Genomic DNA, 13,445 nt, shown 5'->3' with positions numbered 1-13,445 from the left:
GCGCCTTTTTTGTATGCATGACAAGGCGGACGACAGAATCCGCATTTCAAACCTTCACGTTGAGATTAAAACCGTAAAGAGGGAATCGATGAGAAAAAACCTGAAAACAACCTATCCAGGAAATGCATGGTTTGCCGCTCTGGCAAGCTTGTTGTTGCTCGTGATGCAGTTCGGGTTTCCGGCGTTGTCAGATGCGGGACCCCGGGTGCCGAAGGCCGTAACCCTGTCCGCTGCCTTGAGCAGTACCGGAAGCCAGGTGAATCTGACCTGGACTTCCCCCGATACAACCCCTACGGGGTTTCTGATTGAACGCAGCCAGCAGGCCAGCAGCGGGTATGTGCAGGTCGGCGCGGTCAGCGGAAGTGCCGCCTCGGCGACCGACGCGCCCGGTGGGACAACCGGTTCGTATTATTACCGCGTGCGCGGGTATGTCACCCTTGGCTCCAAAACCTACTATTCGGATTACAGCAATGTGGCTGGCGTAACCCTGACCGCCGCTGAACCGACGGATGATGCCGCTCCTTCGGTAATCATCTCTTCTCCCGAGACCGATCTGCAGGTCAACAATGAGCAGACGTTGACCGTCATCGCCGCAGCCAGCGACAATGTCAAGGTGACCCGTGTCGATTTTTACAATGGCAGTGCCCTTATCGGCAGCGATACGACCAACACCTTTTCAGCATCGCTTCCGTTGAACAAGGACAACAACGGCACGCACAGCATTTACGCCGTTGCACATGACGCCGCGGGCAACAGCTCCAAATCCGCCAGTGTCAATGTGGTGGTGGATATCGTCGATACCGTGGAGAGCCCCACCACGGAATCGTATCCGGCGCCGGTGCTGGATGCGGTGACGGTGGACGGCAGCAACTTCGTTCTGAAATGGTCCGTTCCGAGCAGTGCCTCCGGCCTTCCCGAAGGCGGCTATGACCTGGTGATCGACGGCGTCGATACCGGCAGCACCCATCGCACCACCGCCACCACCGCCACCATCGGCGGCCTGGAGGCCGGTGTCGCTCATACGTTCATGGTCGAGGCCCGCTGGACCCAGGCCGAGCCGGATCAATTTCCCCGCTCCAATCAGGTTCAGGGCATTATCCCAGTAAACGCCTATCCGGCGCCGGTGCTGGATGCGGTGACGGTGGACGGCAGCAACTTCGTTCTGAAATGGTCCGTTCCGAGCAGTGCCTCCGGCCTTCCCGAAGGCGGCTACGACCTGGTGATCGATGGCGTCGATACCGGCAGCACCCATCGCACCACTGCCACCAGCGCCACCATCAGCGGCCTGGAGGCCGGTGTCGCTCATACCTTCATGGTCGAGGCCCGCTGGACCCAGGCCGAACCGGATGAGTTTCCCCGCTCCAACCAGGTTCAGGGGATGATCGAAGCAAGCTCCGACGCGGGGACAACCGACACGGCGACCCGCCAACCGATGTCCCTGCGCGGCAACCCGTCCTTCGATGCGGCGCAGTTGCCCGAAGAGGCACGCCTCTGGTATCAGCGCCTGTGGGCATCCATTGAAAATTCGAATCAGTATCTGAACGCCACCACCCTGGCCGAAAGCAATGACACCTACAACTACGCCCGTCCCCTCAACACCCATATCACGTCGCTGCTGCATGCCTTCCGTATGACCGGCGATCTGCGCCTGCTGGACGAGATCGACCGTCTGGCCCAGATCATGCGTTCCAAGCTCAAGGACTGGTCCATTCTGGTCCTGAACGGAACGACCTACCAGGCTGACGGCTACCTGAACTGGCTGTACTTTTACGATGCGGGATACGAGGGCACCGATATCCACCAGATGGATGAGATGCTTAGCCACTCGCTGGTCGCGGCCTTTGCCTACGCCTTCCATGCCAACCGGGACCTCGATTCACGTTATGCCGAGCGGGCAACTTTCTGGACCGGTTACCTGAAAAATCACTTCGAGGCCAAATGGCGCAAAAGAAAAGGGATTGCCACCGGTTTTCCGTTCCTGACCAAGCTGCTGACCCATGTCTATGTACAATGGATCCGCTATCACTACTATATGCATAAGCTGACCGGCGAAGACGGTTATTACAACGAAGCCGTCCGCCTGTCACAGGATATCAAAAACCACATGGAGTATGTCGGTACCCCCCTGGGCACCACCGCTCAATGGGATCATGGCATGCCGGAACTTGGCGGCAGCACCCTGGGCCCCCAGCCGACCAACTATGCCCGTTATACCATGCAGGGCATGGCCGATCTGGCATTCGAGAATTTCAGTATCTTCGATAACGACAGTCTGCTGACTTCCGTGGCCAATACGGCGGCTTATTACGTATTGAACAGCAAGGCACCCTCGGCCATCGCCTATTATATCGATGGCAGCGGCGAACAAACGGATGACCTCTATGTCATTTCGCCTTTTACCGCAATGGCCTATTGGGACGCATCCGGTAAAATCGTCAACCTTTCCACGCAGATTTTTCAGAATATCGAAGGTGATGAAACAACGCCACGACGGATTTATGTCCCTGCGGGCCTGTTTCTGAATGCCATGAAAAATAAATAGAAAACATCCGTAGCTGAAACACGACGGCCCTGCATTTTGTGCTGCAGGGCCGTCGTTGTGTTTGGGATACAGAGATCGGATCAGATGCCGTTATCGGCCTTTATCACAGTTCTTCGGCAAACCAAAACCCAGATCCACAGGATCAAGGTCAGGTTCAGGAGAAATCCTAAAATGGAAAAGGCGATAATAGTGCGCAGAGCATCCCAGTAAATGCCGCCGGCGACCAGTATGATGGTCCGGGATGAGAGAATGAGGCATTCGAAAAAAAACAGGTTGCGCTGCTGCCTCAGGATCCTGGCGAACAATACGGCAGGAACATTGCTGAACGAAATGAAAATCCACAAGATCAGCCATCTTACGTAAATGCCCGCGGTAAGCCATTCCTTGCCGAAAATCCAGGGGAAAAAGCGCGGCGCCCAGACGAAAATGATGATGGTTGGCAGGGTCGCCAGCAGCATCAGGCCGCAGGTCGATTTGACGAACAGCGGCTGGATGTCCTGTCCCAGATTGTCGACTTCGCTGGCTTTTTGAAACAGTACCTGGCGCAGAGGCCGTAATATGAAATTAGTTGGCAGGTGCAGGATTTTCATGCCGAAAGCATAGGCGCCTGCGATGGCGATGCCGTAAAAATGCCCCAGAAGCAACACCGGCAACCCCTGGGAAAGAGCATTCATGAGGTTCTGTGGCGCGGAGTACAAAGGGAAATCGCGGTATTCCAGGGAGGTTGCTTTTACGTTGTGCCAGTGAAAAAAATAGCCTGCCTGGTCCAGATCCTTTTTGAACACGTTCCAGAGTTTCAGGCTGGCAATGAACTGGGAGACTACCGAGCCAAGAATCAAACCGACGGCGCCTGCCTGAAGCAGGCCGCTCATCAGCCAGATACTCACTGATGCCAGCGACTGGACGATCTGGGCTCTGGAGGTTTCGGCAAACGCCTTGATGCGCACGCACCAGGCCTGCAGGGTCTGGTGCAGGCCAAAAGCCAGGGCCGAGATGGCGAGCAGGGGCACGAACCACCATGCTTCGACCTTTATCAGGTTCCGGATGATGTCGGGCGCGACAATGCCGGTCAGCAGACAGAGAACAGTGATGGCCGCTACGGAAATACAGGCGGCAAAAAACAGGTTCAGAGCCTCGATTTTTCCCCTGGGAAGCATGATAGCCTGGGTATATTGAAGCGTGACGATGGCCGTAATGACTCCCAGTACCGAGTTGTAAGAGCCGAATACACCGAAATCCGTCGGGGAAAAAAGGCGGCTGATGACAGGCATCAGGGCAAAGCCGATTAACTGAGCGATCGCCGTGCCCGACATGACAATGGAAAGGTTGCGCAGAAAAGAGCCTTTTCTGAAGTGTTTTTTCCAGAACCTTTGGAAGACGCCAGACCCGATTTTCACGCTATCGTTGATCATTCTCCCACCTTTTAAGCGGATTCAGCTTGTCGTTACCGGTGTTTCAATTCTGACATCGCCATGGCGGTGGCGCTTGCCGCGCCAATGAAAAAACCATCCCGGCGGGAATGTAAATCCTGCGGGGATGGTCCGGGTTTTCCTCGGCCAGAAAATAGGCTTTTTCCGATATGCTCAAGATTTTACGGTCGTCGGACCATCGGCCGAGCATCGCCCAGGGGGAAATGGCGTAGCGGGCTGCCGTCTCCCGTTTTTTACCTGAACCATCGATATGAAAGGCGAAGGTTGCTCCAGTGAGGTCGTTCATTACGAAGTGAGCGAGAGTGGCGGCCAGGTCCTCCATGAACCCGGGCTCTGAAAAAACATCGAAATTTTCACTGGCGAGATCTGCCGCGGCCTGTACTGTATAACGCGCATATTGAAAAGGCTGCGGATCGTGCGCGTTATGCCCTTTGACGGCCATGGTGTGATTCCACATGGCCGCGGTTCCTTCCCGGACCGGAATTTTTCGTATGTGGCGCCGCACCGTTTCCGCCATGCGGCGTGCCTCGTTTTCATACGCTTCGTTTCCGGTCAGCTGCGCCATGTAATAGTGGTAGCGGATCCACTGCATGGTGACGTGGATGAGATGTTTTTCCAGAAAGGGAAAGCCCCGGGGGATTCCCTTGCGTTTACGCCATTTTGCTTCGAAGTGGTTGGCAAGATAATCGGTCCAGAACCGGGCGCGTTCGGCATACCTCGGGTCCAGGTCGCGGTTGACCTGATAGGCACGGGCGATCGCGGCAATCAGGGCATGACTCAGCATTTCGTCCATTTGATGAACGTCCGTGCCTTCGTATCCTTTGTCATGGCGATACTGCCAGTTCAGATAGCCATCGGTCTCATGGATATTGCCGCCTCTGCGCAGGACGGAGCGATCCCTGAGCTGCGCGCGCATCAGTTCGGCCAGTCGGTCGACCTCGGCGAGGATGCGCATGTCGCCGGTGATCCGGAATACCTGCAACATGGAGGTGATGTGGGTATTCAGGGCGCGGCCGTAATGATAGGTGTTGTTGCTCTTGGCCAGCAGGGTGGCGTTGAGGTATTGCCGGGGATTGTAGAGAACCGCCAGAAACCGGTGATACCAGGGTGCGATCTCCTCTGGAAGTTGCTCGGAGGAAAAGCCGGGATCCGCACGCAGCGGCAGACAAAAGGCGGGTCGCCTGTCCTGTGTGGAGAAGGGAATCGACGGCAGCCACCAAAAAGCCATGAGAACTGGCACCAATAGCAGGAACAGAAGTTTGCCTTTTTGGGTCATCGAAATCCTTACCTTGTGGCGAGCAAAGATGCATCCCGGTGAGAACCGTCTCCATGATGACAGATATCATTGCGTGCTGCAGTAAATTGTAGCAGGTCCCTGCCCCGGCGTCAGGCACATAGGGGTAAACCTGTTACAATGGGAAACAGATCAGATGCTGCCGGGAAGCAGCTGTGAGGCTTATGGTCAAGCCGGTGAAGGGGTGGAAAAACACATATATATTACCAGGAGTGAATCGATGAAGATTGCTATTCATGCCGGGGAAGGCGACTTTTCGAAACGCTGGATAGACTACTGCCAGGAAAAAAAACTCGTTTTCGAGATAGTTGATTGTTTTGATTCAGATATTATTGATACGCTTCGCGATTTTGACATACTTCTGTGGCATTGGCGATGGATACATCCAGAATCCCAACTGGCCGCAAGACAGATCGTTGCTTCAATTGATAAAATGAACATTGTAAATTATCCAAACCTTAATACATGCTGGCATTACGATGATAAACTAGGGCAAAAATATTTATTGGAAAGTATTTCCGCTCCTACTATAAAAACATGGGTTTTTTATGATAAGAAAAAAGCCCTTAAATGGATAAATGAGACGGAATTTCCAAAAGTATTTAAATTGAGGTGTGGTTCGGCATCAGTAAATGTGAGCCTTGTTAAAAATAAAAAAGAAGCCATAAAATTGTGTACCAAAGCATTCCACAATGGATTTATCCCACGAGGTTCCTATTTCAGTGATACAAAAACCAAAATTAAAACAATCAAAAACCGACGCATGCTTTTCGAAAAAATTAAAAGAATTCCGCAGTCCCTGCAACATATTGCAGCATCGAATCGGGTGATTCCCAGGCAGATCGGCTATGTCTATTTCCAGGAATTTCTGCCAGGAAACGATTGCGATCTGCGAATGACCATCTTGGGTGGCAAAGCCTTTGGCGTGATGCGAAAAACCAGGGAAAATGACTTTCGGGCCAGCGGTAGCGGTGTTGTTATTCACGACCCCGCCAAAGTGGATTTGCGCTGCGTAAAAATTGCTTTTGAAACAGCAAGAAAGATCGGTGCCCAAAGCCTGGCCTTCGATTTTCTCTGGGACCGGGACGGACAACCGCGCATAGCAGAGATGAGCTATTGTTTTCCGGAGCGTGGGGTGAAAGGGTGTCCGGGTTGGTGGGATGAAAACCTGGGCTGGCATGAAGGCAGTCTCTATCCCCAGGACCTCATTCTGGAAAGCATGGTCGATGAATATCAGCGAAAAATTACGCGTACTTGATGCTGGCTCCGTAAATGCAGCCTTTTTGCCAGAAACAAGAACATGCGCTGCGGTTTTTGAAAAAGTCCAACCGGAAAGATGCGATGCATGGAGACAGAGTCGAGGCGAATTATCGTTTACTTGCCCGCGTTGACGGGAGGAGGGGCTGAAAGGGTCATGCTCAACCTCGCTCACGGTTTTATATCCGCGGGGTGCGATGTTGATCTGGTGGTTTCCAGCCTGTCAGGTCCTTACCTGGCTGAGGTTCCTGAGGGGGTGTTGTTGCATGACCTCGGAACGCGCCGGGTGTCGAGATCCTTTTGGAAATTCTTTCATTTTATCAAAGCCCGGCCGCATGCCGTTGTCTTTACCACGCTGCAGTACGCGAACATTTTCTGTCTGCTGTTAAAAATTTTTTTCCGGATTAAAAATCCGGTCTTTATACGGGAATCCAATGCCGTATCCCGGAAATTGCGGGGACGAAACCTTAGGGAACGTGCTTTTCGGTTTTTGATCCAAACCCTGTATGCATCGGCCGATGGCATTATCGCGGTGTCCCGGGGCGTAAAGAGCGATTTGACGGCCAATTTTCGGATTCCGCCGCAGAACATTGCGGTTATTCCGAATCCGGTGGTCGTGCCGGCAGTCCTTCCGGAACAGCACAATTGCGCACCTCACGCCTGGCTGGAGGAAGGCAATCCCCCTGTTATACTTGGAGTTGGCAGGCTGGAAGCGCAAAAAGATTTTGAAACCCTGATCGAGGCCTTCTCGCAGGTGAGGAAACGTCTGCCGTGCAGGCTTATCATCCTGGGCGAGGGATCCCGCAGGGCGGCCTTGATGAAGGTTGCACAGGCTCTCGACGTAAGTGACCATGTCGATCTGCCCGGTTTTGTTCTCGATCCCTTTTCGTTCATGCGCAAAGCGGGGGTTTTTGTCCTGTCATCGAGGTGGGAAGGTTTTCCAAATGCTCTCATCCAGGCTCTTGCCTGTGGATGTCAGGTTGTAAGCACCGATTGCCCCTTTGGTCCGGCTGAAATTCTGGAAGAAGGCAAGTATGGTGCTTTGGTTCGTGTGGGAGAACCCCAGGAAATGGCCGAGCGCATCGCTGAGATTTTAAATGGTCATTTGCTCATGAATGAAGGCGTTGATTGGCACGCCAGATATGCAGAGGACAGCATTGTGAATCAATATTTAAGGTTCTTTGGGCTATGATAAAAAACAAATTATTCAATATAGAATTTCCATTATTTATTTATGTATTAAGCGTTATTCTCTTTTCGTTTCATAGTGAGAATTTTATTATATCTTATCTATCTGGAGTGCTTCTCGCTGTATGGTTTGTCGTTGATAAGTTGATAAGAAAAGATTTCGTTATTTTTGGATTTACAATCTATCACACAATTTTCATGGCATTTTTGTTTTTATGTTCATTTGGATTAATCTCTAACCCTGGCGGCTTTGAGAGATTTTTGACTGTTGTACAGATTTTTCTATTATCGATTATAGTAACAGATATTGTTGTAATAAAAAAAGGACTCGATGCCATAAAACTCGCCGTTATTTCGGGGTGTGTCTATGCTTGCTTTATTGTGAGCCTTCAACAAGGAAGCGAGATGATATACGGAAATGTAGACCGTGTTGGATCTACACTCCAAAATCCCAATGCATTTGCTTTAGCCCTCATTGTCGGCATGATTTTTTCTTTTCATGAGATCATTACGGAAAATAAAAAATTCAATAAGCTGCGTAATATTTTAAGTGTTTTACTTATTTTATGGTTTGGCTATTATATTATTTATTATACAGGATCCAGAAAAGGTATTATCTTGCTATTTTTTATCAATATCATGATTTTTGTTTATATTTTTATTTATTCAAAAATCAATCAGAAAATATTTGTTCTTTTTTCGTTTCCAATTATTGAAATGATCCTGATTTATTTTTTGGCAAAATCACCTTATTTTTCCAGGATGAGAAACCTGTTTGTATTGCTGTCCGGGGGGAGTGTTTCCGAGGGGAGCATGGATGTCCGCACCGCTATGTTATTGAGAGCATTTGATCTTTGGAGGCAAAGGCCCTTTTGGGGTTGGGGCATTGACCAATACAGGTTGGTTTCCGGGTTCAATACCTATTCTCATAACAATATTTCCGAGATTATTGTCAATAATGGATTGATTGGATTTCTGTTTTACTATGGGATGTTTTTTGTTTTGTTTTTATCAATATTTAAAAATATAACAAAACAAAATAAAATCATATTTTGGGTGATGACCGGATTGATTGTTTTGCTTATGAATGATTTCGGAATGGTTTCATATTATTCGAAAATACATTGGATTCTTTTTTCAACACTTGTTGCAACGATAAAAATAAACGAGACCAGAGATAAAATAGCGATACAGAATGATTAAAATTGCTATGATATTTATGCGATTTCCAGCAGCAAGCGAAGCATTTGCATCTTCCGATGTGAGGGTTCTTTCTTCATTGGATTGCGAAGTCCACGTTTATAATTTAAGGCCGTCGGTTGCAAACAATCAACAGTTAATAATCGAACGCGGTCTTGAAAATATAAAAATATCAAAAGCCAATTCTTTCAGTATTTTAAAAGGGATTCTTCAGTTTTTTCATCGCCCCCAAGTTGCTATTCCTTTGTTGTTGTGGTGTATTAAGAATTCACGATTTAATATCAATCATTTTTTGAAAACGTTGTTTCTTTTACCGAGAACCCTTGATGTCTTTACGCAGATTGAAAAGACCCGTCCCGATGTTGTGCATCTGTTTTGGGGACATTACCCGGCGATGGTCGGTTTCCTGGTCAAAAGGTTCTGCCAACGGATCCGCCTTTCCATGTTTCTGGGGGCTTACGATCTTCTGACGGCTTTTAACGGAAGCTGGCAGGTTGCATCAAAAGCCGATGTCGTGTGGACGCATGCCCGCTGCAATCTTGACAGGCTGGAAAATGCCGGCATTCCCGGCAGCAAAATTGTGGTGTGGCACCGGGGTATCGATCTGTCGCTGGTGCCTTCCTGCCGCGATAATCATCGACCTTTACGGATTGTCACTGCCGGTCGACTGGTCAGTGGCAAAGGGTTCGCGTTTCTCATCGAGGCTTTTTCCGCCATTCATGGACAATGCCCCGACGTGGAGCTTGTTCTGCTCGGTGACGGACCAGAAAGGGCCAACCTCGAAAAACAGGTGCGGGGCTTCGGGCTGGAGAGGGCCGTGACTTTCAAGGGGCATGTCAAGCATGCGCAGGTTTTCGCCGAGTTCAGCACCAGCCGGGTCTTTCTGTTCTGCAGCCAAAACCCTTCCGAGCGTTTGCCAAATGTTGTCAAGGAGGCGATGGCCTGCGGCTGCGTGTGCGTGGTAACGCCTACGCCTGGGATTGAAGAGCTTGTGCGGGACACGGTAACCGGCTTTGTTGTGCCGAAAGACATGCAACAGATCGTTTTGGTTGTCTGCCGTCTGTTGGAAGATGCCGCTTTGCAGCAAACCATTGCCGCTAACGCGAGGCAGTTCATCGCCGATGCCTTTAATGCCGAAACGCAGATCAGGTGGCAGTTGCGCAGATGGCAGGCTCTTGTTGAGCATGGATCGTTGCAGTCCCGGGGCGAATAGGGGGTACGATTTTGCACATCCTTTATCTGCATCAATATTTTGTGCCGCCCGATGGAGCTTCCGGGACGCGCTCCTATGAAATGGCCCGGCGCCTGGTGCAATCGGGGCATAAAGTTACCCTGGTTACGGGCAGCAGCGGCTTCCCGCCGGGATATCATGTCGGCGAGGGCCTTAAACAGCTCGTCATCGATGGTATTTCCCTGAAGGTTTTGCCGGTTCCCTATTCCAACCGCTTCTCCTTTTACAGGCGATTGCGTGCGTTTTTCGAATATTCCCTGCGCAGCCTGGTTCAGATCTGCAGGGAAGAACGGGTGGATCTTGTCTTTGCCACCAGCACGCCTCTGACCATTGCCATTCCTGGATGGATCGCAAAACTCTGGCATCGATGCCCGATGGTCTTTGAAGTTCGCGATTTGTGGCCCGAAATGCCCATAGCCATCGGCGCCTTGCGAAATCCGGTCCTCATCTGGCTGGCTGAAAAACTTGAACAGTTCGCTTACAGGCATGCCGCGCATGTGATCGCCCTGTCGCCGGGCATTGCCCGTGGTGTCGCCCTTGCAGGTTACCCCGAAAACAAAATTACCGTGATCCCGAACAGTTGCGATGTATCCCTGTTCCGTTTTGACAGTCAGCAGGGCAACCCTTTCCTCGAACAAAATCCGATGTTTCGGGAGAAGCGCCTGGTAGTCTATGCGGGAACCTTCGGTTTTCTTAACGGGGTCGATTATCTTGCCGAGATTGCCAGGGAAATGGCGCTGCTTGATTCCGAAATCTGTTTTCTGGTTGTAGGGCATGGCAGGGAAGAAGAGAAGGTTGCCGAAAAGGCCGCATCCCTCGGCGTTTTGAACAAAAATTTCTGGATGTTGCCGCCGGTTCCCAAAAATTTCATGCCCTACGTTCTGGGGGCCGCCGCCCTGGGCGTGTCGACTTTTATCGACCTGCCGCAGATGTGGAACAATTCCGCCAACAAGTTTTTCGACTGTCTTGCCGCCGGCCGGCCGGTGGTTATCAACTATGCGGGCTGGCAGGCTGAGTTCCTTGCCCGTACCGGAGCCGGGCTGGTCGTTCCCCCCCGGCAGCCAGACGAGGCCGCCCGGCGGATTCACGCATTTCTGCACGATCCGGATCGTTTGTGCAAGGCCCGTGCTGCGGCCCGTGCCGCGGCGGACCAGGAATTCAATCGTGACCGGCTGGCGGCGCAGCTCGAGGGTATTTTCCGATCATTGGTTTGACAGGCGAAGGGGATGGTAGTGGACGCTGAGTTTATTCTGCCGGAGGATCGCAGGTGGCGAGATTTTCTTACAACGGCGTCTCATGATTGCTATCACCTGCCGGAATATGTCCGTTTTGCGGCAAAACACGAAGGCGGCTCCCCCGGAGCGTACTATGTAGAAAACAATGGCATGGCACTGCTGGTTCCCGTGCTCAGGCAGGCGCTGCCGAAAGATCTTGGCGGCACGGGCATGGCATGCGATTTTATCTCCCCATACGGTTACCCGGGTCCGATTTTTTCCGGGGGTACGGATGCGCCCAACGCCCGGGAACTTTTCGCCGGTTTTCTCGATATTGCCAGGAGCCAGGGGGCGGTCGCAATTTTTTTGCGCATTCATCCCTTGTTGCAGGACTTTTTATCCACCATGGCCGATTTCGGCGAACTTGTCATGCATGGACGCACGGTTTTTGGTGAAATGAGCGGGGGGAGGGATGACATCTGGTCCGGATTGAGCGGCAATCACTGGAGAAATATCAAAAAATTGCAAAAATCCGGGTTTGTTTCCGTGCATAACGACTTCGCATGGTGGGAAGGTTTCATAGGCGTCTATCTCGAAACCATGCGCCGGGTCGGAGCAACGCGGCAGTATTTTTTCTCCAGGGATTACTTTGACGATCTCCGGCAGGCGCTCGGCAACCGGCTGCACTTGTGGTCCGTGCACTCGCCGCAGGGGGCACTGGCGGCGGCTTCGATTTTTATCGAAACAGATGGTATCGTGCAGTTTCATCTGGGCGGAACCGCTGCAGAATTTTCTTCATTCGCGCCGGCAAAGCTCCTTATGTACGATGTCGGAAATTGGGCAAATGCCCAAAACGCCAGGTTTTTTCACCTTGGCGGCGGGGTCGGTGGGCGGGAAGATTCTCTTTTCAGCTATAAATCGGGTTTTTTTAAAAACTACTCCAATTTTTACACGCTCCGGATTATCGCCGACGAACCGAAATACAGGCAACTGACAACAATCTGGAAAAACAATACCCTCGATAGCCATTGCGATCTGCATTTCTTTCCCATTTACAGGCAGGAGCTTTCCTGATTCACCCCGGGTTGTCTTTCCTGACCGTCTTTCAACATGCGACGCCAGCATGGTGCAACTCCCCGCAGCTATTGTCTTTGTGTCCCCTGCATTGCTTGACACGGTCGCATCTCGCGTTATTATCTTGAGAAACCACTTAGAAATAGCGTACTTAGCTGGTATCCATCCCTGACCTCCGGATGGACAGCAGCGTAGTTATCATACGAAAAAAATGGCGTCACCATTCCGAGTTCAGGGATGGTGCACGGGATCTCTGACATGGGTGCTATCGGCATGGGCTGTACGGCCCGGAAAGAACGCCATGTACTTCGAGCGAAGCATATTGAGCCTTGTTCTCGATAACCTTGGGCCATTTCCTGCTCTTAAAATATTAGCTAAACGAATGTTTAAAATTGATTACTATTACTTTTTGAAGATAAACTTATCCAGAATTGTTTCTTTAAAACGGATAAGGAATGATGTTTTTATTGAAAAGGCAAGTCAAGAAGATTGGGAAAAAATTCTATCCAAGTTAAAGAAATATTCAAAAACAGAAAGAAAGGAAATTCTGTCAAGACTTTTATTTTACAAGAAAGGATTCAATGGTTGTTATTTTGCAAAAGACAAATTTTCGGATATAATTTCAATGCAGTGGTTAATAACAAGTGAAGATAATGAGTTAATTTCAAGCGAGATGTATAGTGTTTGGGCCTCCTTAAAACCACATGAATGTATGGTTGAGAATCTTTATATTTTTCCTGAATATCGAAAAACAGGGGTGTTTTCCTCGGTAAACTATCTCTTGCTGAAAAAAGCCATGGATAGCGGGATATCGGTCTGTAAAACTTTTATTCGAAACGAAAATGTCCCGGCGCTGAACGGATTTCTCAGCCTGGGTTTCAAAATTGAAGAATTGTATCTCGGCACCAATTTTCTGGGCCATAGCAAAAGAAGGGTCCGGAAAGGCTCATTGGAGGGCTACCGCGCCGGGTAGCTACGGGTCGCCGACGCCCTTGCATATTTTTCCGAGGCACCA

The 13,445-nt window shown here is 50.6% G+C and carries 10 protein-coding genes; 8 read left to right on the top strand and 2 right to left on the bottom strand.

Annotated elements, in window-relative coordinates; genetic code table 11:
• Window positions 1-88 precede the first annotated feature (88 nt).
• The gene (locus A6070_RS07645; protein WP_072287764.1) at window positions 89-2,542 is read left to right on the top strand and encodes an Ig-like domain-containing protein; all 2,454 of its coding nucleotides are present in this window, start codon (window positions 89-91) and stop codon (window positions 2,540-2,542) included.
• An 80-nt stretch (window positions 2,543-2,622) separates the two neighbouring features.
• On the opposite strand, the gene A6070_RS07640 is transcribed toward A6070_RS07645, so the two are convergent.
• Together A6070_RS07640 and A6070_RS07635 are read right to left on the bottom strand one after the other, a co-directional pair.
• Window positions 2,623-3,954: a lipopolysaccharide biosynthesis protein gene (locus A6070_RS07640; RefSeq protein WP_072287763.1), complete on the bottom strand. Its 1,332-nt coding sequence runs from the start codon at window positions 3,952-3,954 to the stop codon at window positions 2,623-2,625.
• Window positions 3,955-3,997: 43 nt separating this feature from the next.
• The gene (locus tag A6070_RS07635; protein WP_145926447.1) at window positions 3,998-5,200 is read right to left on the bottom strand and encodes a YyaL domain-containing protein; all 1,203 of its coding nucleotides are present in this window, start codon (window positions 5,198-5,200) and stop codon (window positions 3,998-4,000) included.
• A gap of 286 nt (window positions 5,201-5,486) precedes the next feature.
• Between A6070_RS07635 and A6070_RS07630 the strand changes: the two genes are divergently transcribed.
• The 7 genes from A6070_RS07630 (at window position 5,487) to A6070_RS07600 (ending at window position 13,403) form a co-directional block, all read left to right on the top strand.
• Window positions 5,487-6,524 (top strand): ATP-grasp domain-containing protein, encoded by a 1,038-nt coding sequence (locus A6070_RS07630; RefSeq protein ID WP_072287761.1) that lies wholly within the window; start codon window positions 5,487-5,489, stop codon window positions 6,522-6,524.
• 78 nt (window positions 6,525-6,602) lie between these two features.
• Window positions 6,603-7,715, top strand: coding sequence for a glycosyltransferase (locus tag A6070_RS07625; protein WP_083558821.1), 1,113 nt, complete (start codon window positions 6,603-6,605; stop codon window positions 7,713-7,715).
• A complete protein-coding gene (locus A6070_RS07620; RefSeq protein ID WP_145928201.1) occupies window positions 7,652-8,914 on the top strand; it encodes an O-antigen ligase family protein in 1,263 nt (420 codons plus the stop codon). Before A6070_RS07625 ends, A6070_RS07620 begins: the two co-directional genes overlap by 64 nt.
• Window positions 8,907-10,124, top strand: coding sequence for a glycosyltransferase (locus tag A6070_RS07615; RefSeq protein WP_083558820.1), 1,218 nt, complete (start codon window positions 8,907-8,909; stop codon window positions 10,122-10,124). The genes A6070_RS07620 and A6070_RS07615 overlap by 8 nt, the downstream gene beginning before the upstream one ends.
• An 11-nt stretch (window positions 10,125-10,135) precedes the next feature.
• Complete coding sequence (locus A6070_RS07610) at window positions 10,136-11,356, top strand: glycosyltransferase family 4 protein (protein WP_072287757.1); 1,221 nt, start codon at window positions 10,136-10,138, stop codon at window positions 11,354-11,356.
• 18 nt (window positions 11,357-11,374) lie between these two features.
• Complete coding sequence (locus A6070_RS07605) at window positions 11,375-12,430, top strand: GNAT family N-acetyltransferase (RefSeq protein WP_158514038.1); 1,056 nt, start codon at window positions 11,375-11,377, stop codon at window positions 12,428-12,430.
• 301 nt (window positions 12,431-12,731) lie between these two features.
• The gene (locus tag A6070_RS07600) at window positions 12,732-13,403 is read left to right on the top strand and encodes a hypothetical protein (RefSeq protein WP_072287755.1); all 672 of its coding nucleotides are present in this window, start codon (window positions 12,732-12,734) and stop codon (window positions 13,401-13,403) included.
• Window positions 13,404-13,445: the final 42 nt, after the last annotated feature.

It is taken from the genome of Syntrophotalea acetylenica, from assembly GCF_001888165.1.
GTDB classification, from domain to species: Bacteria; Desulfobacterota; Desulfuromonadia; order Desulfuromonadales; family Syntrophotaleaceae; genus Syntrophotalea; species Syntrophotalea acetylenica.
The sequence above is the reverse complement of the archived record's forward strand: the minus strand, read 5'-3'. Positions and strand labels throughout refer to the sequence as shown.